Origin of the sequence: Nocardia veterana NBRC 100344 (genome assembly GCF_000308855.1) — a bacterium.
Taxonomy (GTDB): domain Bacteria; phylum Actinomycetota; class Actinomycetes; order Mycobacteriales; family Mycobacteriaceae; genus Nocardia; species Nocardia veterana.
Genome location: NZ_BAGM01000067.1, coordinates 17,198 through 43,630, shown reverse-complemented (window position 1 = coordinate 43,630; position 26,433 = coordinate 17,198). Strand labels below are relative to the sequence as shown.

The following is a 26,433-nucleotide window of genomic DNA, read 5'->3' as shown; positions in this document are numbered from 1 at the left end:
GGCCGGAGTGAGGGAGCTGACCCCGGGGCACGGCCGCGCTCCGACTACCGTGTCCTGTGTGACAGATGAGTTGGAGCCCGAACTCGTCCGCACGGGGCCGGACACGCGGCCGAGTTCGTTGTGGCATCGGGCGATGGGTGCGGTGACCGACCGGCTGGTCGCGCAGCGCCGGGCGACGGTCGACTCGGTGGTCGAGGCGCCCGCCCCGTTGCAGCCGATCGATCTGCGCGACGACGCCGCGGTGACCGAGGTCCTCGACTTGGCCGAGCGGGTCGGCGAGGTGGTGCTCGCCTCGGGCACCGCCGTGACCGATACCAGTACGCAGGTCGAATTCATCGCGGCGACATACGGTTTGGCGCAGTGCGATATCGACGTGACCTACAACTCCATTCGCATCTCCGCCGATCGCGGTCCCTCGCTGCCACCTGCCAGCACGATGCGCGTGGTGCAGTACCGCTCGCTGGACTTCACGCGGCTGTCGGCGGTCGATCGGCTGACCCGGCGGATCCGCCGCGAGGTGGTGCCGCCGCAGGAGGCGCACGCCGCCCTCGACGCGATCACCACCGCACCGCATCCGTACAACCGGTGGGTCGCGACCTTCGGTTGGTCGCTGCTGGCGGCCTCCATCGCGATGCTGCTCGGCGGCGGCGCGCTGGTGGCGGCCGTGAGTTTCGCCACGACGTTGCTGATCGACCGGTGCAACCGCGCGCTCAACAAGCGCGGGCTGCCCTTCTTCTTCCAGAACATGGCCGGCGGCATCATCGCCACCCTGCCCGCGATCCTGCTGCAGACCTTCGCCGAGGGCCTGGAAACCAATCCCACCCTGATCGTCGCCGCCGGAATCACCGTGCTCCTCAGTGGTTTACAACTGGTCGGTGCGGTCGAGGACGCGATCACCGGCGCACCCATCACGGCCGCCGCCCGCATGCTCGAGGTGCTGGTGATGACGGGCGCGATCATCGGTGGCGTGGCGCTGGCGCTGCGCGGCGCACAGGCGTTCGGCGCTCAGGTGCCGCCGATCGATATGTCGCCGAACTACGACATCGCCAATCTGCCCCTGAAGGTCGCCGCCGGTGCGCTGGCCTCGCTGGCCTTCGCGCTGGCCTGCTACGCCGAGCGGCGTGCGCTCACCGTGGCCGCGATCAGCGGCGCGGGTATCACCGTCTGCTATCTGTTCGTGCAGCATGCCGGGTTCGGCCCGGTGATCGCGGCGGCGGTCGCGGCCACCGCGGTCGGTCTGGCCGGTGGTCTGCTCGCCCGGCGTGCGGTCACTCCCCCGCTCGTGGTGGCCGTCGCCGGGATCACGCCGCTGCTTCCCGGTCTCAAGGTCTATCGCGGTCTGTTCGGACTGATCAACGACGATCTGCTGCTGGGTCTGAACCAGATGTTCGCCGCGCTGGTGGTCGGCTGCGCCCTCGGCGGCGGGATCACGCTCGGCGAATGGTTCGCACGGTGGTTGCGGCGGCCGCGGATTCTGCGCCGGGTCACCGGAGTTCGACCCGACGACTTCAGCTGAATCGGCGGCGACCGGGCCCGCCCGGGAAGCTTCGGACCTAGGCGGCGAAGCCGATCGAGCGGGCCAGGTCGGCCAGCGTCGCGTCGAACAGCGCGTCGGGATCGCGCACCGGCATCGGGTAGTTGCCGAACACCTCCAGCGTCACGTGTCCGTAGAGCCGGGCCCAGAACTGGGTCATCAGATACGTGACGCCGAGATCCAGTTTCTCGGCGGGAAATTTCTGGCCCGACTCGGCGAGGACGGCCAGCAGTTCGGTCTGGAATCCGATCAGATCCTCGCGCAGCGCGTGCGGAATCACATCGGTCGGCGGGGTCACGATGTCGTAGGTGGTCAGCAGCCGGCCCGCCGCCTCCAGGAAGATCCGGCCGAACGGTTCGTCGAATTGCCGCATGGCACTGGCGGAATCACCGGCGGGCGAGGCGAAGACCAGGGTGAATTCGTGGGCGTGCGCCAACGCCCAGTGCCGAAACCCCTTGCAGATCGCGAACAGCTGGACCATCCCGTCCTCGGGCAGTTCGGCGACCTGCTCGGCGAGCTCCTGGGCGAGATCGGCGCAGATGTCGCTGCGCAGCGCGCTCACCAGATCGTCGCGCGAGGCGTAGTACCGATACAGCGCGGGCGCGGTGATGCCCAGATCGCGTGCGATGGCCCGCAGGGTCACCGCCTCGGGTCCCTGCTCGACCAGCAGCGTGCGGGCGGTCCGCCGGATATCGGCGTCGCTCACCGCCGGCATCCGGCCCCGTCGTGCGGCTGTCATGCGTCGTCCTTCGTCGCATGCGCACGGCCCCGACGTCACGGGAACGTCGAGGCCGGTGCGCACGCTGTGTCCTGGGCCGCCGGAGGCCGGGCCGCCGGGGTCTGCTGCACCCCGGCCGGCCGCGACGCTCATTCGTAGGCGACCTGCCAGCTCTTGATTCCGTTCAACCAGCCCGAGCGTAGCCGGACCGGCTCGGACACCTCACGCAGGTTGGGCATCACGTCGGCGATGGCGTTGAAGATCAGATCCAGTTGCAGCCGAGCGAGGTTGGCGCCGACACAGTAGTGGGTACCGGTGCCGCCGAATCCGACGTGCGGGTTCGGGTTTCGCATGATGTTGAATTCGAACGGCTTGTCGAAGCGCTCCTCGTCGAAGTTGGCCGAGGAGTAGAACAGCCCGACCCGCTGCCCCTTCTTGATGGCCTGCCCACCGATCTCGGTGTCCGCCAACGCAGTCCGCTGGAACGCGATGACCGGGGTGGCCCAGCGCACGATCTCGTCCGGTGCGGTGCGCGGCCGCTCGGCCTTGTACAGCTCCCACTGTTCCGGATTGTCGACGAAGGCCTTCATGCCGTGCGTGGTGGCGTTACGAGTGGTCTCGTTGCCGGCCACGGCCAGCAGGATGACGAACCAGGCGAATTCCTCCGAGCCCAGCGCCTCGCCCTCGATATCGGCATTGAGCAGCTGGGAGACGATATCGTCGGCCGGGCATTTGCGCTTCTCCTCGGCGAGGTTCCACGCGTAGCCCATCACCTGGGCGTTGGCCATCTTGTAGCTGTCGGCGTACTCGGGGTCGTCGTAGCCCATCATCTGGTTCGACCACTCGAACAGCTTGCCGCGATCCTCCTGCGGCACCCCGAGCAGTTCGGCGATCGCCTGCAGCGGCAGCTCACAGGCCACCTGCTGGACGAAGTCGCCGCCGCCGGTCTTCTTGGCCTCGTGCACGATCCGCTCGGCGCGCTCGCGCAGCGCGGCGCGCAGGCTCTCCACCGCGCGCGGGGTGAAGCCGCGGGAGATGATGCGGCGCAGCTTGTCGTGCGCGGGCGGATCGGTGTTGACCAGCATGGCGCGCTGGATCTCGATCTCCTCGCGGGTGATCTCGCCGTTGAAGCGGATGACCGCGGTGTTCTCCTGGGTGGAGAAGACCTCGGAGTTCTTCGAGATCTCCTTGATGTCGTCGAGCCGGCTCACCACCCAGTAGCCGCCGTCGTCGAAGCCGCTCACGCCCTTGGGCTGGTCCACCCACCACACCGGCGCGGTGCGACGCAGTTCGGCCCATTCGGCGACGGGCAGCCGCTGAGACAGCAGATCGGGGTCGGTGAAGTCGAAATCGTGACTGATGGACGGCAGAGACGGCGCGGACACGGTACCTCCTTTGGAACACGTTCCTATGGAGTGAACCACACCACACCGGTTTTGTGAACACCTATTAGTAAATAATGTTCACGCGCTTGTTCCGGCACCCTGGCACCCGGCCGGCAACACCCTGACCAGCACCGGAGCCCCCCGCACAGCCGACGGGCCGGCCCCGTCCGAGGTCGGCGCCGGCCCGTGCGAGGAGGGCTCAGTCCAGCTGCAACTGCGGAGAATACAGGCTCAGCCAGGTATGCAGGTCGATGATCCGATCCAACCCGGCCCGGCTGCGACTGTCGATACTCAGCGGATCCTGCGCTACCACGCGCTGCAGCCACTGCCGGTCGATGATCTCGAACAGCGGTGAATCACCCTCGGCGAGAACCTGTTTCGCCTGCTGCTGCAACACCGCGGCATACCCCGGATCCTGGGTCGACGGATAGGGGCTCTTGACCCGGCGGACGACCGATTCGGGCAGCACATGCTGGGCGGCATGCCGCAGCAGGCTCTTCTCCCGGCCGTCGAAGGTCTTGAGGGACCACGGGGTGTTGTAGACGTACTCGACCAGACGGTGGTCGCAGAACGGCACTCGCACCTCGAGCCCGACCGCCATCGACGCGCGATCCTTGCGGTCGAGCAGCATTCGCACGAACCGGGTCAGATGCAGGTGACAGACGGTCCGCATCCGGTGTTCGAGCTCGGATTCACCGTCGAGGTGTTCGACCTCGGCCACCGCGGCGCGGTACTGGTCGGCGACGAACTCCTCGAGCCGCAGCCGCTCCCGCAGCGCCGGGTTCAGAATCTGCCAGCGGCCATCGCCGGTCAGCGCGTTGTCGAACGCCAGCCACGGGAAGGTGTCCTCCTTCAGCGCCACCTCGTCGTGGAACCAGCGGTAGCCGCCGAACACCTCGTCGGCGGACTCGCCCGACAGCGCCACGGTCGACTGCTGCCGAATCGCCGCGAACAGCAGATACAGCGAGGTGTCCATATCGCCGAGGCCGGCCGGAATGTCGCGGGCGGTGATCACTGCCCGCCGCACCGCCGGGTCGGACAGATCCGCCGGATTAAGTACCACATCGCGATGGGCCGACCGGACCAGTGCCGCCACCTCCCGCACGAACGGCGAATCCGGGGTGTCGCGCATCTCGTCGGGGACGAAATTCTGCTCCTGGTCGGCGAAATCCACCGAGAAGGTCCGCACCTGCTCCCCGTCGCGCGCCAGCCGCGCCGCGGCCAGGCCGGTGATGGCGCTGGAATCGAGCCCACCCGACAGCAGCACACACCGCGGGACGTCGGCGATGAGCTGGCGATCGACGATATCGGTCAACAGCTCACGCACCCGGGCGACGGTCCGCTCCTGATCGTCGGTGTGTTCGACCGCCTGCAGCCGCCAGTAGGTCCGCGCGCGAATGCCGTTGCGGTCCACCGTGACCAGCGTCCCCGGCAGTACTTCCGTCATCCCCTTCCACAGCGACCAGCCCGGCTGTTTCGTCATGGCGAACAGCTCGCGCAGACCGTCGAGGTCGACGGTCTGCGCCGCCAGCGGGTTGGCGAGGATGGCCTTCGGTTCGGAGCCGAACAGCACGCCGCCGGGCGTCGGGTAGTAGTAGAAGGGTTTGATTCCCATCCGGTCGCGCACCATGATCAGCTTCTGATCGCGGTCGTCCCAGATCGCGAAGGCGTACATGCCGTTGAGGTGGTCGACGACCCCCTCCCCCCACTGCAGATAGCCGTGCAGCACCACTTCGGTATCGCTGTCGGTATCGAAGGTGTGCCCGAGCCCGCGCAATTCGTCGCGCAGCTCGCGAAAGTTGTAGGCCTCTCCCGAATACACCATCGCCACGTCGCCGGCCGGCGTCGGCACGCTCATCGGCTGCGCACCGCCGGGCAGATCGATGATGGCCAGCCGCCGATGCCCCAGTGCCGCGTGCTCACGAACGAAGGTGCCACGCCCGTCCGGACCCCGACAGGCCATCGTTTCGGTCATCGCATCGATAACCCCCTGCTGCCGGGTGAGGTCCTCGGAGAAGTCCACCCAGCCCGCGATTCCGCACATTCCGCCGCCTCTCAAAGTAGTTAGCTTAGTGAACGATGCGTAAAACCGTTGTAACACAAGGCGTCTCGACCGCGCCACCACCCGCCCGACTTGTCCACACTTGTCCGAACTCGCCCCTTTCTTCCGAATAGTTCCATTCCCCGGAGGCAAGCGAACGACCGGAAACCGCTCGTTCCGCCGCACCGGTCCGCTCCCATCGAAAGGCCCACCACAGTTCGAACTCGGTTCAGAACGAAGAGGCGTGTCGGTCCGAAATTCTGCGGTGGTCGCCCGGGTGGTGACCGATGCGTCGCGGCAAGGTCGGCCCATTCACTCCGGTGCGCCGCATTCGGCGTCCGGACCAGCGGCGGACCCACGGCCGGGCAGCGTTGGACGGCCTCCTGTTCGTGGTCAGCACCAGCATCGGCTGGAAGCAGCCGCCGCGACCGGACCGTTCGAAGCCTCGGACTCCTGAGCCGGCCGCGTTGCCTCAGCCGACGCGGTAATGGCGCGATCGCGCAACGAAACATCCGCGCATCGGCCTGAGGTCCTCGGCGCGACCTGAAGTTCGCGTCGCCTCTACCGGTCGACCATCAGCCGGAAGTCGATGACCGCGCAACAGACATGTCCATCAACCGCGCGACCGATCCACAACGGGTACGCGCCGTCGCCCCAGCCCGCATGGAAGGCGATGAGGTTGGGCTCGGAATCCGAGCCTGCTACTTCCACAACGACATCGGTCTCGAGCCCGCCACCCAGTATCTGTTCGTCGAAGGTGTCGACACCCTCGTCGTCGACGAGAGGTCCGCGGGTTGCATCGAAGAAGGCGGCTACGCCCGTGTCCACGCCGACGCCGTAGAACTCGTTCTTACCGAGCAGACTCGGGTCTTCTCCTGCTCTCAGGGCCATTTCCCACATAGCGACCGGCGCCTCGGTGACGGTCAATTTGGCGCCACCTACCCGCCCCGAGTGGTCGTCGAATCGCATGAGCGCCAATGTGACCGGATATTCTCCCGCGGGCACGGGGACCACTCGCAGCTTGTCGACATCACCTTCGATCCAGCCGGGGTCCGCCGCGGCCAAGTGTCCAGAGGTGACACGCAGCACTCCTCCGTCGCGCAACGCGATCACCGCAGTGCCGTCGACAGTCTCGTGTGTCGCGCCCGGAGTGAACAGCTCCTCGATCCCGACCGCGCTCAACGGCTGCCAATCACCCTCCATCTCGTCGTGCACGAAGCTCAGCGTCGGCGCAAGTTCGTGGCCCCCCAAAGTAAGCAGGTCCGCAAAGGATGCCCAGTCGCCGAATTCGGGTGTGGGTATTCCCAGCACGATCGGAGTGTGGTCGTGCCCGTTCTCGGTGGGAAAAACCGCGAACACCGGACGGGTGTGGTCCTCGGGGCCCGTGACCGGATAGTTGCCGATCGAAAATCGCCGCGTGACACCGGCTTCCGACTCCGTGAGCGGCCGGTGTCCGTGCCGCACTCGTTCGTGTAACGGCAACCAGGTGGTCCAGTCGGACGCCGTTTCGATCTCGAATTGTCCGTTCGCCGAGATGCTTATGATCTCCTGGGCGGCCCAGCCATCGGTGCGCGTCTCCGTGCCGGTGTATTCCCACCGGTAATCGCGGTAGACACGCATCATCGATTCCGACCAGGGCTCCAAGTCGATCATCTGCACCTGAAAACCCGCGTCATCGTAAAGATATATGCGCCAATTCTTTCGATTCGAGTATTCACCCCGAGCCAGTGGGCGGCCCTCCGCAGACAGCAACACCGTGTAGCTCTCTCCGGCCGCGTGCCTGCGCTCAGCCAACGACGGCGGGATCGGGCTGGGATGAGTGGAACCGCGGTGGCTGCCCCATTGGTCCCCGTACGACACCCGGAGCGTGCGGACGATCATGGCACTCATTCCTCTCGTCACAGCGTTTGTGAAGACTGTTTACCGGTCCGGCACGGCTCCGGCCGCATCGGCGGGTTCCCAACACGGGGACGAGACCCGCCGGCCCGGGCTCTCGACGTCGACGACAACTGTCACCGAATCGTGCGCACCCCGCGCGAATTTCTCGTCCGAAAGTTTGATTCCGTCACGGACGCGGCCCGGTATCGTCGGAGGGGAAGTTAGGTAACCCATACTTGTCGTGACGAAGTGAGGACATCGCCGATCATGCCGGACGCCACCTCCACCGAGCAGCCCGTGCCGTTCTCCGCGCAGATCCGCTCCGCCACCGCCGAACAGCACGAGCGGGCCGAGAACTCCACCTTCATGAGCGACATGCTGGGCGGCGCCCTGGATGTGCGGGCGTTCTACCGCTACACCGGTCAGCTCTGGCACATCTACCGGGCCCTCGAGGCGCACTGGGACGTGCTCGCCGCCGATCCGGTCGCCGGGCCGTTCATCCGGCCCGAGCTCGCGCGCCTGGCACATCTCGAGGATGATCTGGCACACCTGGGCGGGCCGGGCTGGCGCGACGACATCGCCGCCGTGCCGGCGACGGCCGAGTACGCCGCCCGCATCACCGAATGCGCCCTGAACTGGCCGGCGGGCTATGTGGCCCACCACTACACCCGGTATCTGGGCGATCTGTCGGGCGGTCAGGTCATCCGCGGCACCGCGGCGAAGCTGTGGCAGCTCCCCAAGCGCGGCGACGGGGTGCGCTTCTACGTCTTCGATCAGATCCCTAATCCGGCCGCCTTCAAACGTGCCTACCGGACCCTGCTCGACGAACTGGCCGTCGACGACCTGGAGAAGCAGCGCGTGCTCGGCGAGTGCCGGCGCGCCTTCGATCTCAACAGCGCCGTATTCGCCGATCTGGCAAGCGAATTCCCGGTGCGGCGCGAAGGCTGAACGACCCTCCCACGCTTCTGGACAGCCGACCGGATGGTTGCCAACAGATAGCCAGGTGCGTCTCAGGGTTACATCAAAATCGTTGTTACACATACCGATCGGCGCTCCGACGTGGTGACAAGTCCCACACCACGCGGAGCGCCGTCTGGTTGCGGGCACAAGCGGGCGCCAGCTAAAGTTACTCACCAGTTAGGCACGCAGGGGTTCCTACAGCGACCTCGATTCTGATAGAGGCCGATTCGTTCACGTCCGCATCCACCGACGCATGTCGGACGAACAACGTTGTGCGACAACATGTTCGACATGCAAGGAGGGGTTATGTCCACCTATATCGTGACCGGTGGGACGGGTTTTCTGGGACGGCGAGTGGTGGAGGGCCTGCTCCAGGCGGATCCCGACGCGATCCTGCACATCCTCGTCCGCGAGGCGTCGGCGGCCAAACTCGCCGAACTCGCCGTCCGCTGGAATGCCACCGACCGGGTATTTCCGCTGATCGGAGACCTGACGGCCGACCGACTGGGACTGGCCGACGAACCGCCGGCGGCGCAGCACGTCATCCATCTCGGCGCGGTCTACGACATGACCGCCGACGAGGAATCCGCCTATGCGGCGAATGTCGAGGGCACCCGCGCGGTGATCGCGCTCGCCACCGAACTCGGTGCCATGCTGCACCACGTCTCGTCGGTGGCCGTCGCCGGCGACCATCGCGGCAAGTTCTTCGAGGACGACTTCGACCTCGGCCAGAACCTCGAATCTCCTTATCATCGAACGAAATTCGCCGCCGAGAAGCTGGTCCGGGAGAGCGCCGGGCTGCAGTGGCGGGTCTACCGACCGGCGATCGTGGTCGGCGACTCCCGCACCGGCGAAATGGACAAGATCGACGGCCCGTACTACTTCTTCCCCGCGATCGCGCGGCTGGCCGCGCTGCCCGGCGGGCTGCCGCTGCCACTGCCGGATCTGGGCGCCACCAATATCGTCCCGGTCGACTACGTGGCCCGGGCGATGGTCGAGCTGATCCGGCGACCGGGCCTGAACCAGCGCACCTTCCACCTGGTCAACCCCCGTCCGCAGCCGTTCACCGAGATCTACGGCGCGCTCTCGCGAGCGGCCGGCGCACCCGCAGGCCTCGGTCCGGTTCCGGGCAGCCACACCGCACTGGCGACGCTGAGCCGTCTGCCCGGCGTCACCGCGGCTCGTGATTTCCTGTTGCAGCAGTTCGGCATTCCGGCCGAGGTCGCCCCGCACGTGTCCTTCGCCTCGGAATTCGTCTCCGATTCGACTCGGGCACTGCTACGCCGAATCGATCTCGAGGTCCCCGCCTTCGACACTTACGCCGAGAATCTGTGGCGGTACTGGCGCGCCCATCTGGATCCCGACCGCGCCCGCCGGCACGGCGGCGACCCGCTGCGCGACCGGATCGTGCTGATCACCGGCGCATCCTCGGGCATCGGGCTGGCGACCGCCCATGCGGTGGCCCGCCGCGGCGCGACGGTGCTGATGGTGGCCCGCGGTGTCGACGAACTCGAGGCCGCGGCCGCCCGGGTCCGCGAACAGGGCGGCGACGCCTACAGCTATTCCTGCGACATCACCGATGAGAAGGCGGTCGAACTGCTGGTCAAGCAGGTGCTCGCCGATCATCACCACGTCGACTACGTGGTGAACAACGCCGGGCGTTCGATCCGCCGTTCGGTGCTGAACTCCACCGACCGCATGCACGACTTCGAGCGGACGATGGCCGTCAACTACTTCGGCGCCGTGCGATTGATCCTGGCGCTGCTGCCGTCCATGCGGGAACGCCGATTCGGGCACGTGGTCAACATCTCCTCGATCGCGGTGCAGACCAAACTGCCCCGCTTCGCCGCCTATGTGGCGAGCAAGTCGGCGCTGGACACCTTCAGCGAAATCGCCGCCGTGGAGAACGCCGACGCGGGCATCACCTTCACCTCGGTGCGGATGCCGCTCGTGCGCACGCCGATGATCGCGCCGACCGAGATGTACCGCTCGCTTCCGGTGCACAGCCCGGAACAAGCGGCCGCGATCGTGGTGCGCGCACTGGAGGAGCGGCCGGCCCGCATCGATACCCCGATCGGTACGTTCGCCCAGGTCATCGACACGGTCATGCCCTCGGTGAAGAAGGCCATCCTGCACCAGGGTTTCCGCCGCACCGGTGAGTCCGCCGCGGCGCAGCACGGCCGCGCCGCATCGACCGAGCCGGCGGAATCCGGCGGCCGCAGTCCGCTGCTGGCGCTCGCGCCGGTGGTGCAGCCGCTGATGGGGCTGCCGACCCCGGCGGCCCGGATCGTCAACCGCCTGCCCGGCCTGCACTGGTGATCCGCACCTACCACCGGACCCGTTGTCCGGTGGTAGGTTTCGCCGATGACACGCAGGCTTCTGCTCGGCGGTGCGATCGTCGTCGTCATCGCGACGGTGGTGTCGATCGGCGCGTACGTCCTGATGAACTCGCGGACCTTCCAGGTGGCCGGCCGGCTGGTCCACCGGGTCGACACCACTCGCAAGGTCGTCGCGCTGACCATCGACGACGGCCCCACCGACCGCACTCCGGCCATCCTGGAAACCCTTGCCGCCGAGCATATTCCGGCTACCTTCTACCTCGTCGGGCGTGATCTGGCCGCCCATCGCGACTACGGGGCGCGGATCGCTGCGGCCGGGCACGAGCTCGGTAACCACAGCTACTCCCACCGGCGCCTGGTCTTCGTCACCCCGGCCACGGTCCGCGACGAGATCGAGCGCACCGACGCGGAGATCGAGCGCACGGGCTATCACGGTCCGGTGACGTTTCGCCCGCCCCACGGGAAGAAGCTGGTGGCACTGCCCCGGTATCTGTCCCGGCACGATCGCACCACCGTGATGTGGGACGTCGAATCCGATTCCACCGGCGGCGCCGGCACCGATGCCATCGTGGCGGACACCGTGAGCCGTACCCGGCCGGGTTCGATCATTCTGTTGCACGCCATGTACCAAGCAGCGGCAGCGGCGGCGATCCCCCGAATAGCCGCGGAACTTCGTTCCCGCGGTTACGATTTCGTAACCGTCTCGCAATTGATCGCAGGCGGTAACCGCTCCGGAATGTGACCGAACTCCCCGCCCATTTCGGCCAAAACTAGAACGTGTTCTAATAGGCTATGGGTATGGAACGATTGACCGGGCTGGATGCCAGCTTTCTGTACCTGGAGACCGACACCCAACTGCTGCACGTCTGCGCGCTGCTGATCCTCGATCCGCCCGCCGACGGCACGGACTACGAATTCACGGCGCTGAAGGAAGAGCTGAGCCGTCGCCTGCACCTGGTGCCCTCGATGCGCCGCCGCGTGCACCGCGTCCCGTTCGACCTCGACCATCCGGTCTGGGTCACCGATCACGACTTCGACCTCGACCGGCACGTGCACCGCCTCGGCCTGCCCTCCCCCGGCGGACCGAAGGAGTTGGCCGAACTCGTCGGCGACCTGGCCGCTCAGCCGATGGATCGAACCCGGCCACTGTGGGAGATGTGGGTGATCGAAGGCTTGGCCGACGATAAGGTCGCCGTCGTTTCGAAGTACCATCACGCCGCCGTCGACGGCGTCACCGGCGCCGACATGATGGCCTATCTGTGCGACGCCGAACCGGGTGTGCGCTATCCGGATCCGCCGGCCGAGATCCACACGGAGTCGAACGAACCCAACGACCTCGTCCTCGCGGCCGAGGGACTGGTACGGATGCCGGCGAAACTCGGCGTGGTCGGCATGGTGCCGAAAACACTCGGCAAACTCGGCGGCCTGGTCCAGCGCCGCCGCGCCGACAAACAGGGCATGGCACTGCCGTTCACCGCGCCACGCACCCCCTTCAACCGGACCATCACCCGCCATCGCAGCGTCGCGTTCACCACCGCTCCGCTCGCCGATATCAAGGAGATCCGGGCGGCCTTCGGGGTGAAGATCAACGATGTGGTCCTCACCGTGATCGCCGGGGCCCTGCGCCAATATCTGGCCGAGCACGACGAACTGCCGGAGACCTCGCTGATCGCCTCGGTCCCCGTCTCGACCCACGAGACCACGCGGCACGAACGCGGCGTCAACAAGGTGTCGACGCTGTTCACTCAGCTCTACACCGACGTCGCGGATCCGGTGGAGCGGCTACGCCTGATCGCGGCGGCCAACGTCGGCGCCAAGGAGGAGCACGAGGTGCTGGGCGCGGACTTCCTGCAGGACTGGGCCGAATACGCCCCGCCGAACACCTTCCGGCTCGCGGTGCGCGCGTATTCGTCGTTCAAACTCGCCGAACGCCATCCGGTAGTGCACAACCTGGTGATCTCCAATGTGCCCGGGCCGCAACAGCCACTGTATTTCCTCGGTCATCGCATCGACGCGCTGTTCCCGTTCGGGCCGGTATTCCACGGCGCCGGTCTCAACGTCACGGTGCTGTCGGCCAACGGTGATCTCGATTTCGGCTTCATCGCCTGCCGTGAACTGGTCCCCGATCCCGACCGGATGGCCGATGCCGTGCACGACAGTATCTCCGCGCTGCTGAAGGCGGCGCACGCCCACGGCTGAGCGGTTCAGCTCTCCCGCCGAGCGGCCACCGCCGCACAGGCCTCGAGGAGCACCGGGACAAAGACGTCCGCCTCGAGTACGCAGGCCGCATGTCCGGCCGGCGCCAGGAAAATCTCCGCTCCGGCAATCATTTTCGCCATTTCCAGCTGCCGATGGACCGGCAGTGCCCGATCGTGGGTCGTGATCACCACCCCCGTCGGCACCCTCAGGCTCGACAGCCAGGGCGAGGAATCGAACCGCCCCAGTTCGGCGATCGCCTGGGTCATCGCCCATCCGCTGGTGGTGCGCAGTTCGGCCAGCGCCCACCGATCCATTCGCCCGTTCTCCCACGATATTTCGGGCAGATGCGGCAGCTTGGTCGCCGCCCGCGCGACCCGGCGGCCCGCGGTCTCGGACATCGCCCCGGCGACCAGTGCCATTCCGCCGTGAAACAGCCGCTCCCGCCACTTCTCGCGGAACCGATAGGTGGTGGCGCACAGCACCAGCCCGCCCACCAGATCCGGATGCCGATGCGCGACGGATTGGGCGACGATGCCACCCATCGAGTAACCGGCCAGGATCGGACGGTCCGCGCCGACCAGTTCGGCGACCGCCGCGGCATCGTCGGCCAGATCTTCGAGATCGAAACGCGGCGAACGGATTCCGTGGCCGTGCCAGCGCTGGTCGAACAGCACGACGCGATAGCGTTCGGACAATTCCGCCAGCGCCGGAAACCAGTTCAGCATGGCCGTCGTCACCAGGCCGTGCAGCAGGATCACCGTCGGCGCGCCCTCCGGCCCGGGGATGTCGACCAGATAGGTCCGCCCGCGCCCGGGCAGGTCCACCATGCGGCCGGCGGGCACCGAGGTCGTGCGTGACACGCGGGAGCCGAAACGCCCGCCGACCGCCCCGCGCCCCCGGCCCGTCGTCTGCCGCTCCGTTGCCATCGCATCCTCCTACACCGCCGGCCCGGTCGTGAATTAGAACACGTTCCAGTCCGATGGTACCGGGTGCCGCACGCCGTCCGATGCGGTCAACGGATCCCGGGTAGCAGGACGGCCGCGCCGGCGAACCGGCCGTGGGCCAGATCCGCCAGGGCGCGATCGGCGGATTCGAGCGGATAGGGGTTGATCCGCACCTGCATCCGGTGCCGCCCGCAGAACTCCAGAAACTCCCGGCCGTCGGCGCGGGTGTTGGCGGTGACCGAGCGGATCTCGCGCTCCTGGAACAGATGCCGTTGATAGTTCAGCGGCGGGATATCGGTGAGATGGATACCGGCGATCGACAACACACCGCCTCGATCCAGCGCCGCCAACGCGGGCAGGACGAGATCACCGACCGGTGCGAACAGAATCGCCGAATCCAGCGGCACCGGCGGCGGATCGGCAGCGCCCTGGGCGGAGGCCGCCCCGAGCGCCAGCGCCAATTCCCGGGCCTCGGCGTCCCGGGTCATCACATGCACCTCGGCACCGCGAGCCAGCGCGACCTGCGCGGCCAGATGCGCGCTGCCGCCGAATCCGTAGATACCCAGCCGGCCGCCCGGCGGCAGCGAAGCCCGTTGCAGCGCCCGGTACCCGATGATGCCCGCACACAGCAGCGGCGCCAGCTCCGCATCGGCATAGCCCGAGGGCAGCGGGTATACGTAATCGGCGGGCGCCGTGGCGTATTCGGCGTACCCACCGTCGGCGTCCCATCCGGTGTAGCGCGAATCGGGGCAGAGGTTCTCCGCCCCGCGACGGCAGTATCCACACTCCCCGCAGGTGCGGCGCAGCCACGCGACACCGACCCGGTCACCGGGTGCGACAGCCGTCACCCGATCGCCCAGGGCGACCACCTCACCCACGACCTCGTGGCCGGGCACCACCCGCGCTCGGTGCACCGGCAGATCTCCCTCGGCGACATGCAGATCGGTTCGGCACACCCCGCACGCCAGCACCCGCACCAGCACCTCGCCCGGGGCCGGTTCCGGAATCGGAATCCGGGTGCGCGACGGCGGACATTCGTCGATCGGGCCGGGCCGCAGCACCTGCCAGGCGGCCATGGTCGCAGGATTCATCGCACTCCTTCCGACACCGGAACGCCCCGCGCCGCGGCGGGAAGATCGATGGTAGTGCCCGGGTGCGACGAACCCGGCGAATCCGGCCCCGAGCCGGTCGGTTCCCGCCCGCACCGACGTTGATAGCGTCGCTGCGTGCCCACCACGCCGACCGCTGTCACCCTGCCCATCGGCCGGGTGCACGCGATCGTCGATCTGGCGCGCCGGCGGGGATGGGACACCGCCGAACTGCTCGCCGACGCCGGGATCGCACCGCAGCTGCTCACCCAGGGCCGGGCCCGCGTCACCGTCGGACAAACCGTGCACATGGTGCAACAGCTGTGGCGCAGTACCGATGACGAGCTGTTCGGGTTGGGCCGGCGACCGATGCCACGCGGCACCTTCCGGCTGGTCTGTTTCGCCCTGCTCGGTTCCCGCGATATCGCCGCCGCGCTGCATCGGTTCCGGATGTTCCAGAAGGCCCTCCCCGGCTTTCCGCCGCTGCAGCTGACCACGGACGGTCGGGAGGCGCGAATATCGTTCGATATCACCGATATTCGCCATCCGCACGGTCTGATCATCGACACCCTGCTGATGGTCGTCTACCGGTTCCTCGATTGGGCGGTAGGTGGCTCGCTACGCCTGTTGCGCGTCGAGGTCCCCTATCCGCCCGCCGATCTCGACGACTACGACGTGATCTTCGGTGCGCCGGTGCGCTTTTCGGCACCGCACCCCGCGCTGGTGTTCGATGCCGCAGTGCTGGCCGCTCCGCTGGTGCGCGACGAGGACGATCTGATGCGCTTCCTGCGCAACGCCCCGGAAGCGGTGATCGGACGCGGCGACTATTCGGTGTCCACCGCGGCGCGGGTGCGGCGCATCCTCGAACGCGGTGGGCCGGGGCAGTGGCCGAGCGTGGAGCAGATCGCCGCCGAACTCGCCGTCAGCCCGGCCACCCTGCGCCGCAAACTGCGCGACGAGCACACCTCCCCCAGCCGGATTCGGGAGCAGATCCTGCGCGATGCGGCGATCGCCGCTCTGGTGCGCGGCGAGCCGGTCGGCGCGCTGTCGCGGCGGCTCGGTTTCTCCGAGCCGAGCGCGTTCTCCCGCGCGTTTCGGCGCTGGACCGGCAGCCCGCCCGGTTCCTATCGCAGTCCGGGCGCCGCCTCGTGAGCGATCCGGTCACAAGATCGAGCGCTGCGGTCATTGGCTCCGTCGGCACCGCACTCCTACCGTCACGGTGAGCACAGTTTTCGAACAGAGGAGTTCCCCCGTGCCGGTGCATCGGTCCCCGTGGATGGACGAAGATCTCGACGCTCTCACCGACCTGGCGCGTCGCTTCTTCGAGAAGGAATGCGCCCCGAACGAGGACCGCTGGGGCCGTCAGCACCACGTCGACCGGGAGATCTGGAATCGCGCCGGCGAGCTGGGGCTGCTGTGCATCTCCATTCCCGAGGAATACGGCGGTGGCGGCGGCACGTTCGCCCACGAGGCCGTCATCGCGATCGAGCAGACCCGGGCGATGGCCCCGAGTCTCGGCAACCCGGTGCATTCGACCATCGTCGCCCACTACATCAACGCCTACGGCACCGAGGATCAGAAACAGGCCTGGTTGCCGAAGATGGCGTCCGGCGACATCGTCGGCGCCATCGCGATGACCGAACCCGGCACCGGCTCGGACCTGCAGAGCATCCGTACCCGCGCGGTCGCCGACGGCGACCACTACGTCATCGACGGCGCCAAGACCTTCATCTCCAACGGCCTGCTCGCCGACCTCGTGATCGTCGCCGCCAAGACCTCGGAAGGTAAAGGCGCCGAATCGGTTTCGCTGATCGTGGTGGAGACCGATCGCGAGGGTTTCCGGCGCGGACGCAACCTGGAGAAGGTCGGCCAGCACGGCCAGGACACCTGCGAACTGTTCTTCGACGGGGTGCGGGTGCCGAAGTCGAATCTGCTCGGCGCCGCCGAAGGCACCGGCTTCGTTCAGCTCATGCAGCAGCTGCCGCAGGAGCGCCTGATCCTGGCGGTGGCGGCCGCCGCGGCCATCGAGAAGACGGTCGAGATGACGGTGGCCTACACCAAGGAGCGCCAGGCCTTCGGCAAACCGATCTTCAATTTCCAGAACACCCAGTTCACCCTCGCCGAATGCGACACGATCGCCTCGGTCGCCTGGGCTTTCCTCGACGACTGCGTGGCCAAACACCTGCACGGCGAACTCGACATCCCCACCGCCGCGAAGGCGAAATGGTGGCTGACCGAACAGCAGTGCCGCGTGGCCGACGAATGCCTGCAGCTGTTCGGCGGCTACGGGTACATGGCGGAGTATCCGATCTCCCGCGTATTCACCGACGCCCGAATCCAGAAGATCTACGGCGGGACGAACGAAATCATGAAGCTGATTATCGGGCGCAGCTTGTAGAACGCCTGGTGAGAGGTGGTTTTCGGGGTCAGGATGCGGCCGCTGTCCCGTCTCCGTCCCGTCTCTCACCGAAATCGGGGTCGATTTTTCCCGGTACCCCCGGGGGGTTACCGTTCTCCGAGGTGAAGATGTCGTCGATCGCGGAGACGGTGTGGGAGTCGTGATCGGGCCACAGATGCGTGTAGACCTGCAGGGTCACGTTCGCGCTCGCGTGGCCCAATCGCATCTGCACGGTCTTGACCGAGGCGCCCTTGGCGATCAGCGCCGAGGCGTAGAAGTGCCGCAAATCGTGCCAGGTGAACCCTTTCGGAACGCCGGCCTTGACGGCGATCTCGCGAAATCGCTGCCCCATTCCGTCGGCAGACCACGGGCGCCCCACTCTGGTATAGAACAGCAGATCGTTCCTGCCTCGCTCAACCGTGGCGAGGAAGGCACTGAGTTCATGATTCGCTTCCGCGGGCAGTGGCACGGTGCGCTTGCTCCGCGGTGTCTTCAATCGGGCCGTGGGCGGCCGGCCGCGAAAGTGGTTGGCCTGCTGGACTACATACACCTTCCTGCGCAGGAAGTCGATGTCGCACACTCTCAGTCCAGCAACCTCACTCGGGCGCAGGCCAGTTTGGGCGGTCAGCAGCATCATGCATCCGGTCTGCCGATTCGAGCACTGAATCAGCGAGCGGATCTGCTCGACCGTCAACACTTCAGCGGGCGTCTTCTCCGCGTCGGGGCGAGCCGGTCGCTCCACCTTGCGGCACGGGTTCACCGCCAGTACCCCATCTTCGGCTGCAATGTTCAACACGGTGAACAGAAACTGGAAATGTAAGGCCACCGAGTTCTCCCCCAGAGCCCGGCCGCGACACCACGGCCGGCCCAGACGAAGGTGGTCGAGCCAGTCTCGGATGTCAGAAGGTCGGATTGCACCGATCGCCATCGGGGCCAACTCCCCGAGGTTGTTGGCGAAATTTCTGCGCTGATAGCGGGTCGTTTCCGTCCGCGCTCGCCGAACCCATTTCTCGACCTCGACCCGCAAAGACACCTTCGCGAGGTCCGGATCCACGTACATGCCCCGAGCCATCCGCTTTTCCAACTGATGCTTGTAGTGCTCGGCTGTGCCGGGGAGGTCGTACCGGCCACGTTTGGCGAATGATTCCGACTTCTCATTTCCGTCTGGATCAACCCAGCGAACTACATAACTCACCGTTCGCCCTCGGACACGTCTCTGTATATGTGCCACCTTTTCAACCCTTCAGATCGAACCAACTCCACACTCGGACAGGTTCAATGAACACACTCATGGCTCTAGTTTCAAGATCATTCTTGTTGCTAGATATTAGCTATGGACAGATTGGGGGTCCGATCACCGCTGCGGTGTCAGCCGGCGTCGTCCAGTTGTTCCTGCTCCCACGCCACGACATCCTGAAGTCGATAGCGGCGATACTTCCCCATCCGTACGTATCGAGGCCCCCGGTCCAGCGACGCCCAGACGGCGAGAGTCTTTTTCGGGATCTTCAAGCGCGCGGCTACTTCATCTGTCGTGAGCCACACCTCGTCCGCCGTCATCGGCGCATCACCTCGAGCCCCATGGCCACTTGGTCAATCTGCGCTCAAATCGCACAGAGAGCTTCAGTCGCACAGAGATACTGGTGCCTCGGCGGAATGGCCATCCAGGCGAACAAGCATAGAGGTGTGGAGGTTCTGAGCCCACATTCGACGGCGGGAATCCAACTTTCCCGCTACAAGGACAAAGCACGGACACTACATGCCTCCCGACATGTCATGAGACCGTTCAGTTCCTCGCAGTCGCCACCATACGCTCGACGCGCCCCCCAAGCAGCCACGAGACGCAGTTGTTATTCGTATTGCGCACTTACCCGAGCCGAAGCACCCCCCCGGCGGTGAGCCCAGGATTCGAAGGTCCCATCTATCGCGACGTATCCCGATACGCTGTTGGACAGCTTGGCCCACGCCTCGCGTCACCAACCGTGGCGGCAGAGTCACACCGCCACCGCGATTGCGCACACTCGACAACCCCACCGCCGTATCGCCAACAACGTTCCGTCACAGCGAGTTCCGATTCGGTGTCTCCGACTCCTACTGCGGCTTGCCCAGCGGGTTACGACCTGCCGACTGGGATGGATTCCAGGGACGGGACAGAGGTACTTGGCTAACAACACCCAGACGCGACCTGGATTCACGGAATTCATGCAGATGACGAGCGGAGACCTCCACCGCGCTCTACGTGAGGTGTGCCACATTCCTGTCACAGGTGAGGAGGTACATGACCGATGCGCGACACAACTGTTCGTTTTACCTATCGACAGGCTCGGAGTGGAGGTGTTCGATGGAAGCAACCATCTCGCCATCGGCTACGAGCAGAGACGTTGTTGCGCACCTGCGATCTTCCTGGCGCAGCGGCGGTCGGAGGGGATCGAAACCTCATGAGCGTCGATATCTCTTGTCCCGCTTGCGGCTACGACGACTGCGTACAGAGCGTTCCTGCGATCCGCGCTTCGGGGACTTCGACGGTATATAGCACCGACTACTACTCGGGTGTCGGTGTGAGTTCGTCGGGCCTGGTGCCGGTCATGGGCTCCTCGCTCGTTGAACGAACGCAGTCCAGTTATCTGGCACAATCACTCGCGCCCGAGCCTGGCTTCCGGGGTGCTGGTCGCCTCACAACTCTCGCAGTGGTGCTGAGCCTGCCTGCGGTCGTGTATTTCGTCGCTGGGGGCGTGCTGATTAGCCGTCCACATCCGGACATCTCGACTGCTTCGATTTTGATTGGGGCTTTTGGCTTTGCGCTTTTCCTCGCGCTTCCGTCGTTGCTGATTTTGTGGTTCGCGTTCCGGAGACTGCGACGGTCGGCCCGAATTCGCCGAGGCGCGCCTGCGGCTTATGCGGTGTGGCGCGCCGGGATGTACTGTCATCGATGTGGCACGTGCTTTTGGCCCTTCGCGCCCGCCGCTGGAGTCCCGGTGCGACATCCGGTTCCCCCAGGCGGTTTCCAGGGGATCGTCTGGAACGCCGGGGGCTACCTCAACGACGCGTGATCGGCCGTAAACACGCTCTTAGGACTTCACTGCGGTAGGCCCGGCATTGCCCGCTTGGGCACCGTCCTATCGGCGATCCCGGCAGCAGGCACTTCCAGGCTGCCAGTTAGGGCGATTGTTCTGCCGATTCCACGGACCGCTGCAGCTCGTTGAGCGGTGGCTCGCTCTCAGGATGTGCCGTCTGCGCGCCTGGTTCGGGCTCTGCCCGCCCGGCGGCAAGTAGTTGCCGCGCGGCCTTGACGCTGATTTCGAGTAGTTCGGCGATGTCGTCGGTGCTGCATCCGTGCTCATTCATGCGCGCCACGGCCGCAGTCTGCCTAGTTTGGTGCACCGCGATGTCGGTTGCAGCGGCCTGTTCGAGGTGACCAATCTTGTCGTGCAACGCTCGGATGCGGCGGTCGCGGCGTTGTTCAATCTTTGAAATCGATTGCCACGCTAACCAATACTCTCGTACGGCGTCGCTGACGATCTGTTCGCGTTGACGTTCGACCGCACGGCGGCGATCCATCACTTCCCGCGAATGATGTAGCCGCGCAGCAAGTTCCCCAGCGTCTTGCCCGCGTGCGCTTCTGCTTGTGCGGGGGTCGTTCATGTCGGGATCTCCCAAATTCTGGGTGAGATCGACCGTTCCTCGCAGTTCAACGATACGCCCAACGCCGACGACCTGGCGCCGCCGCGTCCGCAGCAACGCGGTCGAGGCGGCGACGCCGTACGGCGACTCGCGGCTACGCCTTGCCTGTCCTTCTCTCCTGCCCCTGCTGTCAAAAGGAGCCCCTGTGACCGAAACCCAGCCCGCTGATGTCGCTGATGTCGCGTCGATGGTATCTCGGTGTTTGTCCGATCTCGAGCCGGTGTTCGAGCAGATCGACTGGGCCGAGGACGAAATCGCCCGCGCGCAACGACGCCACCCCCGCCACCGCAACGCCCTCTACCACTCGTTCGCATTGTTGATGCCGACCCATGAGCGGATGCGTCAGGAATTCGTGTTCCGCTCGCACTGCCGTGAACTGCTCGACCGCGTCGCCGCAGGCCTGTCGCCGACGCCGGGGACCGCAGCCGAGGTCGCGCTCGCGGTCATGCACGCAAGCCAGAAAGCCCCACTTAACACCGCTGGATTCGGCCTCTACGTACGCATGTGGATCCAGGCCGGATTCCCGGACCTGGAATCGGTGACCTGTTCACACGAACACTACGAAGCCATAGCCAAGTCGCGCATCGACGATCTGGAAGCCGAGACACGCACCCGCCTGTCCGTGGCCGACCGCGTCCTGCGGTCTGTCGACTGTCCGGGCCGCCACCACGGCCAACCCGCCGACGACTGCGAATACGCCCGTCCCAGCCTGGCCGCCTGACCGAGAGCCGCAGTTTCCATCGACTGCTCACCTTTTCTCGGCTTGCCTCTGTTCCTGTCCATGTTCCGCGCCGGTCGACTCCCTTTGTCGGCCGGCGCTTCTGTTGTGGAGGGTGTGTGTGTTCATGACCGATCCGATCCTCGGCCCGTCGTGCGCGGTGTGTGATGGCGCGGCGTCCGAAACGGAGCTGTGCATCGCGAATGCCGCTGTCTGCGAGTCATGTTGGCAACAGCTCCCTCGCTGCGACCACTGCCGGGCCCCCTCACTGCGGTTGACTCGCACGGCTGAGGAATCCGAGTTGTGTGCTCACTGCTTGACCGGGTGGGCGGGGTGTGTGTCGTGCCGGGCGTTGACTGGCCCGCACTTGCGCACCGACACCGATCACCCGGTGTGCGCACGCTGCGCGGGCGCGTTGTTCGCCGCGTGTTTCAGCTGCGGGCGGTTCAGTGCCGACAGCCGCTACATCTCAGGCGGGCACCGCGCCTGCCCGCGCTGCGCTACACAATTTCGCGCTTGCCCAGACTGCGGCACCCTCGTCCAACCCGGGCACCGGTGCGAGGCCTGCGCCCACCACGGGCAGGTGTGGAACTACACCTACCGCCCCGACCCCCGCTTCCACGGCACCGGCCCCCTCTACCTCGGCCTCGAGTTGGAGATCATCGTCCCCGAACACCGCGTCGCCACCTGCGCCGCACTCGCCACCGACCACCTCGGCCACCTGGGATATTTGAAGCGCGACTCGTCCATCAGGCCGTGCGGATTCGAGCTCGTCAGCCACCCGATGTCCTACCGGTACGCGATCGAGGCATTTCCTTGGCCGTTGCTCGACCAGTTGCGCCGGCTCGGGTGTGAGGCCGACGCGTCGGTGGGCCTGCACGTGCATGCCAGCCGGGCCGGTTTCGACAACCCCGCGCATGTGTATCGGTGGCTGAAACTGTTGTACCGCAACGAAACCGCAGTCGCCCGGTTGGCGCGCCGCCGCACGCACTACGCCCAGTTCGACAGCATCGCCCGCGCGCGGGCCCGCCATACCGCCAAGGGCCCGCAGCACGCGTTGGGCCTGGAGCGATACCAGGCGATCAACCCGTTGCCGCGAAACACCTTGGAGGTGCGGGTGTTCGCCAGTTCTCTGGATGTGCAGCAGGTGCAGGCCGCACTCGCGTTCACCGCCGCCTCCATCGACTACACCCGCGGGCTGCGGGTCGCCGATATCCGCGCCGGCGCCTGGGACTGGGCTCGTTTCGCCGCCTGGGTCGCTACACGCCCCGACTACAGGCCGCTGGCCGCGGAGATGGAGAACCTGCAATGTGCCTGCTGACCTACTACCCCGCCCGCGTCGTCCCCGACCTGGGGGCGTTGCGGTTCGGGGCGGAGGCGAACCCGGACGGTCACGGCTTCGCGATCGTCACCCGCGGCCGCATCATCACCGGGCACGGTATGAACGCCGACACCGTCATCGACGCGTTCTCCCGTACCCGCGCCGAGCACCCGGACGGTCCGGCGTTGTTCCATTCCCGCTACGCCACCCGCGGTGCGGTCGAGCTGTCCAACTGTCATCCCTTCCGTCTCGGTGGTGACCGTCGAACAGTGTTGGCGCACAACAGCACTCTGCCCAAACGGGTACATCCGCGTGCGTTCGACCGACGCTCGGATACCCGGATCGCGGCCGAGGACTACCTGCCGAGGCAACCGTTCGGGCCGATCGACACCGCCGCCGGCGCGCGCGGACTCGCTGGCTGGTTGGGGCCGAGCAAGCTGGTGATCTTGACCGTCGACCCCGCCTACGCCCACACCGCCTACCTGTTCGGTGAGCACGCTGGTCTGTGGGTCGGCGGGATCTGGTACTCCAACCGCTCCTACCTGCCGCCCGAACTGCGGTGGCCGACCCGGCGCCGAACGGTCTGCGGGTACTGCCTGGACCGCGATCTCGAACGCACCAGCCGCTACTGCCGCACCTGCGGCTGGTGCTTCGACTGCCACTCCACCCTCTCCCACTGCACCTGCCTGCCCACCCCGACCAGGCCGTCTCCCACCGCGGGCCCCGCGTCCAACTGGACCTGACCCGACTCGCCAGGACTGCTCGACTCGAGCCGCTTGGCACCGCTGTCCCCTCGCGCCCCGCTCCGCCGGCTACGGCCGGAGCGGGGCGCCGCCGTCTGTCCCCCAAAATTCTCTGGAAGGCGTGAATTTCGTATGCCCGCATCCACGCTCACCGATCAGCGGTGTGATGACTGTTCACACCCGATCGACGACACCACCACCGTCACCACCGTCGAGGGTGACGATCTGTGCCGCGCGTGCGCCGACCGGCTCGAGACCTGCGACGACTGCGCCACCCCCACCCGTGAGCGTCGCTCCACCGTGGGCGGCACCGACGTATGCACGGAATGCTCGACCGGGTGGCGGCGGTGCCGCGACTGCGACCGCTTCGACAGCGATCTGGTCACCGTCAACGGCCACGGCGAGGTCTGCGACGACTGCTCCGACAGCTACCTGGTGTGCGACGACTGCGGCTCGCGCGCCGACGGGCTCAACGAGACCGAATCCGGGGCCGATGTGTGCGGGCGCTGCGAGGACGCCGACTACCGCTGCTGCGCAGGCTGCGACATCCTCATCCGCTGCTGGGAAGACTACTGCGACACCTGCGCCAACGAACGCCCCGACCACCGTGGCATCCACTCCTACGACTACAAACCCGAACCCGACTTCCACGGCACCGGACCGCTCTACCTCGGCCTGGAACTGGAAATCAAAACCCCACGGAACGTTTTCGACGAAACCGCCGAACTCGCCATAGACCGCCTCGGCGAGCTCGGATATTTGAAGCACGACGGGAGCATCCAGCCGTGCGGATACGAGATCGTCACCCATCCGATGTCGTACGACTTTGCACGACAGCACTTTCCGTGGTCGCTGTTGAACAGGTTGCGGTTGCTTGGCGCTTACACCGACACCAGCGTCGGCATCCACGTCCACCTCTCTCGCGCCGGATTCTCCTCCCCTGCCCACGCCTACCGGTGGTTGAAATTCGTCTACCGCAACGAACCCCACGTCAAGGCGCTGGCGCGGCGTGACTGCGAGGAGTGGGCCGTGTTCGATCCGGGCACCCGCGCCAACGCCGCCGCCCATGCCAAATCCAACGCCGAGGACGCGTTTCGGTATCAGGCCATAAACGTGCGTCCCGAGCACACCTTCGAACTGCGGGTCTTCGCCAGCTCCTTGAACACGCGGGAGGTGCAAGCGGCGCTCGCCTTCGCCGACGCCTCCGTCGAATACACCCGCGCCCTGTCGGCCTCCGACATCGCCCGCCGGCGTGGCTGGGAATGGACGGCGTTCACCGCGTGGCTGGCCGCCCGGCCCGAATACCGCTGCCTTACCGATGAATTGGAGGCCCTCGCGTGTGCATCCTGACCTTCTACAAGCCCGGTCAAGCACCTGACCTCGACGCCCTGCACGGCGGCGCGCTGGCCAACCCCCACGGGCACGGCTACGCCATCCACACCAGCGACACCATCCTCGTCGGCCACGGCATGAACAGCGACGAGGTGATCGACGAATTCGCCCGACAGCGGGCGAAGCACCCCAGCGGTCCGGCGTTGTTCCACTCCCGCTACGCCACCCACGGCGACCACGACACCAGCAATTGCCACCCCTTCGCCGTCGGTGGCGATCCACGAACGGTGCTCGCCCACAACGGGGTCCTGCCTCCCACCGTGCACCCCGCGGCCGACGACACCCGGTCGGATACCCGGATCGCGGCCGAAGATTTCCTGCCCACCAACCCGTTCGGCTCATTGGACAGCTGGGCAGGGCGCGACCGATTCGAGCACTGGCTCACCAGCAACAAGGTCGTCATCTTGACCACCGATCCCGCCTACAAATACCGCGCCTACATCTTCAACGAACGCCACGGACATTGGGTCGGCGGCACCTGGTACTCCAACGACAGCTACCTGATGCGCGAATGGGCCAGCGCCGACACCGACTACTTCGGCTTCTGCCAGCAGTGCGGCGAATTCGAAGACGACCCCCTCGGCCCCCATTGCGGATACTGCGGCTACTGCGCCGACTGCGCACACCCGTTTCCCCGCTGCGCGTGCCCACAATTCGACGGCATCGACCGCTACGCCGACCTGTTCGGCCTGCAAACCCACTGACCAGTCCGACCTCATATCGATGCTCTCGGCCACCGCTGCCCGGCCGAAAACGGCAGCGGCCGAACGCATCAGCTCGAAAGGAGCAACACACCGTGGGCGATTCCACCGCACAACCGTTGAGCCGCGACGAGACCGTCACAGTGTTACTCGACGCGCTCGAACCCTACATCGCCTCCGCGCAGCACGCTCTCCGCGTCGCGCACGCAATGGCCACCGTTATCGGCGGTGAGCCCCTAGATCTGCTCAACCACGCCATCGCCGACTACCGGATCCGGGAACGCCTGGTGCGCACCGCCTCGCGGGCACTACGCACGCAGTCGTCTCCGGGTGCCCAGCCGCGCTGAGGGCCCATGCGCTCACGCCCTTCTTGTGCATTTCCCTGTCCCGATCCGA

The 26,433-nt window shown here is 66.4% G+C and carries 23 protein-coding genes; 14 read left to right on the top strand and 9 right to left on the bottom strand.

The features are described 5' to 3' along the window. Positions 1-133: 133 nt before the first annotated feature. Positions 134-1,516, top strand: a complete 1,383-nt coding sequence (locus ON37_RS11535; protein ID WP_040719026.1) for a threonine/serine exporter family protein — start codon at positions 134-136, stop codon at positions 1,514-1,516. A gap of 37 nt (positions 1,517-1,553) precedes the next feature. Here the strand turns inward: ON37_RS11535 and ON37_RS11530 are convergent, their stop codons facing one another. The 4 genes from ON37_RS11530 to ON37_RS30925 form a co-directional block, all read right to left on the bottom strand. Beyond that, positions 1,554-2,273, bottom strand: coding sequence for a TetR/AcrR family transcriptional regulator (locus ON37_RS11530; RefSeq protein WP_040719025.1), 720 nt, complete (start codon positions 2,271-2,273; stop codon positions 1,554-1,556). A gap of 128 nt (positions 2,274-2,401) precedes the next feature. Continuing rightward, positions 2,402-3,637, bottom strand: coding sequence for a cytochrome P450 (locus ON37_RS11525; protein WP_040719024.1), 1,236 nt, complete (start codon positions 3,635-3,637; stop codon positions 2,402-2,404). Positions 3,638-3,836: 199 nt separating this feature from the next. Next, entirely contained in the window at positions 3,837-5,681 is a 1,845-nt protein-coding gene (asnB, locus tag ON37_RS11520) for an asparagine synthase (glutamine-hydrolyzing) (protein WP_040719023.1), read from the bottom strand. A gap of 558 nt (positions 5,682-6,239) precedes the next feature. Next, positions 6,240-7,331, bottom strand: a complete 1,092-nt coding sequence (locus tag ON37_RS30925) for a DUF4241 domain-containing protein (protein WP_157171430.1) — start codon at positions 7,329-7,331, stop codon at positions 6,240-6,242. A gap of 492 nt (positions 7,332-7,823) precedes the next feature. On the opposite strand from ON37_RS30925, the gene ON37_RS11510 reads away from it, so the two are divergent. The 4 genes from ON37_RS11510 (at position 7,824) to ON37_RS11495 (ending at position 13,054) form a co-directional block, all read left to right on the top strand. Then, complete coding sequence (locus tag ON37_RS11510; protein ID WP_040719021.1) at positions 7,824-8,504, top strand: biliverdin-producing heme oxygenase; 681 nt, start codon at positions 7,824-7,826, stop codon at positions 8,502-8,504. A gap of 318 nt (positions 8,505-8,822) precedes the next feature. Continuing rightward, a complete protein-coding gene (locus ON37_RS11505) occupies positions 8,823-10,835 on the top strand; it encodes an SDR family oxidoreductase (RefSeq protein ID WP_040719019.1) in 2,013 nt (670 codons plus the stop codon). 45 nt (positions 10,836-10,880) lie between these two features. Further along, the gene (locus ON37_RS11500; protein WP_040719017.1) at positions 10,881-11,597 is read left to right on the top strand and encodes a polysaccharide deacetylase family protein; all 717 of its coding nucleotides are present in this window, start codon (positions 10,881-10,883) and stop codon (positions 11,595-11,597) included. A gap of 56 nt (positions 11,598-11,653) precedes the next feature. After that, positions 11,654-13,054 (top strand): WS/DGAT/MGAT family O-acyltransferase, encoded by a 1,401-nt coding sequence (locus tag ON37_RS11495; protein ID WP_040719081.1) that lies wholly within the window; start codon positions 11,654-11,656, stop codon positions 13,052-13,054. A gap of 5 nt (positions 13,055-13,059) precedes the next feature. Here ON37_RS11495 and ON37_RS11490 read toward each other — a convergent pair whose 3' ends face one another. Both ON37_RS11490 and ON37_RS11485 read right to left on the bottom strand, forming a co-directional pair. Then, entirely contained in the window at positions 13,060-13,980 is a 921-nt protein-coding gene (locus ON37_RS11490; RefSeq protein ID WP_083892910.1) for an alpha/beta fold hydrolase, read from the bottom strand. An 86-nt stretch (positions 13,981-14,066) separates the two neighbouring features. After that, on the bottom strand, positions 14,067-15,074 hold the full coding sequence (locus tag ON37_RS11485) for a zinc-binding alcohol dehydrogenase family protein (protein ID WP_040719079.1): 1,008 nt from the start codon (positions 15,072-15,074) through the stop codon (positions 14,067-14,069). A gap of 150 nt (positions 15,075-15,224) precedes the next feature. On the opposite strand from ON37_RS11485, the gene ON37_RS11480 reads away from it, so the two are divergent. Both ON37_RS11480 and ON37_RS11475 read left to right on the top strand, forming a co-directional pair. After that, on the top strand, positions 15,225-16,238 hold the full coding sequence (locus tag ON37_RS11480) for an AraC family transcriptional regulator (protein WP_040719013.1): 1,014 nt from the start codon (positions 15,225-15,227) through the stop codon (positions 16,236-16,238). A gap of 124 nt (positions 16,239-16,362) precedes the next feature. After that, complete coding sequence (locus tag ON37_RS11475) at positions 16,363-17,484, top strand: acyl-CoA dehydrogenase family protein (protein ID WP_040719076.1); 1,122 nt, start codon at positions 16,363-16,365, stop codon at positions 17,482-17,484. Between the two features lie 28 nt (positions 17,485-17,512). Here ON37_RS11475 and ON37_RS30920 read toward each other — a convergent pair whose 3' ends face one another. Continuing rightward, positions 17,513-18,679 carry a tyrosine-type recombinase/integrase gene (locus tag ON37_RS30920; RefSeq protein WP_157171429.1) on the bottom strand — a complete coding sequence of 389 codons (1,167 nt, stop codon included), beginning with the start codon at positions 18,677-18,679 and terminating at the stop codon, positions 17,513-17,515. Positions 18,680-18,852: 173 nt separating this feature from the next. After that, a complete protein-coding gene (locus ON37_RS11465) occupies positions 18,853-19,041 on the bottom strand; it encodes a helix-turn-helix transcriptional regulator (RefSeq protein WP_040719011.1) in 189 nt (62 codons plus the stop codon). An 878-nt stretch (positions 19,042-19,919) separates the two neighbouring features. On the opposite strand from ON37_RS11465, the gene ON37_RS32905 reads away from it, so the two are divergent. Then, positions 19,920-20,531 carry a hypothetical protein gene (locus ON37_RS32905; RefSeq protein WP_157171428.1) on the top strand — a complete coding sequence of 204 codons (612 nt, stop codon included), beginning with the start codon at positions 19,920-19,922 and terminating at the stop codon, positions 20,529-20,531. Between the two features lie 106 nt (positions 20,532-20,637). Here ON37_RS32905 and ON37_RS32900 read toward each other — a convergent pair whose 3' ends face one another. Beyond that, entirely contained in the window at positions 20,638-21,042 is a 405-nt protein-coding gene (locus ON37_RS32900) for a hypothetical protein (RefSeq protein WP_157171427.1), read from the bottom strand. 265 nt (positions 21,043-21,307) lie between these two features. Here ON37_RS32900 and ON37_RS11455 point away from each other — a divergent pair, with 265 nt between their 5' ends. The 6 genes from ON37_RS11455 to ON37_RS11430 all read left to right on the top strand — a co-directional run bounded on the left by ON37_RS11455 (position 21,308) and on the right by ON37_RS11430 (position 26,384). Continuing rightward, on the top strand, positions 21,308-21,883 hold the full coding sequence (locus tag ON37_RS11455; protein ID WP_040719007.1) for a hypothetical protein: 576 nt from the start codon (positions 21,308-21,310) through the stop codon (positions 21,881-21,883). Positions 21,884-22,463: 580 nt separating this feature from the next. Continuing rightward, complete coding sequence (locus ON37_RS11450) at positions 22,464-23,201, top strand: hypothetical protein (RefSeq protein WP_040719005.1); 738 nt, start codon at positions 22,464-22,466, stop codon at positions 23,199-23,201. Then, positions 23,189-23,944 (top strand): class II glutamine amidotransferase, encoded by a 756-nt coding sequence (locus ON37_RS11445; RefSeq protein ID WP_051031478.1) that lies wholly within the window; start codon positions 23,189-23,191, stop codon positions 23,942-23,944. The genes ON37_RS11450 and ON37_RS11445 overlap by 13 nt, the downstream gene beginning before the upstream one ends. A gap of 132 nt (positions 23,945-24,076) precedes the next feature. After that, positions 24,077-25,294 carry a hypothetical protein gene (locus ON37_RS34110; RefSeq protein WP_210741624.1) on the top strand — a complete coding sequence of 406 codons (1,218 nt, stop codon included), beginning with the start codon at positions 24,077-24,079 and terminating at the stop codon, positions 25,292-25,294. Beyond that, positions 25,282-26,040, top strand: coding sequence for a class II glutamine amidotransferase domain-containing protein (locus ON37_RS11435; protein ID WP_040719004.1), 759 nt, complete (start codon positions 25,282-25,284; stop codon positions 26,038-26,040). The genes ON37_RS34110 and ON37_RS11435 overlap by 13 nt, the downstream gene beginning before the upstream one ends. A 92-nt stretch (positions 26,041-26,132) precedes the next feature. Continuing rightward, positions 26,133-26,384 (top strand): hypothetical protein, encoded by a 252-nt coding sequence (locus ON37_RS11430; RefSeq protein ID WP_040719003.1) that lies wholly within the window; start codon positions 26,133-26,135, stop codon positions 26,382-26,384. Positions 26,385-26,433: the final 49 nt, after the last annotated feature.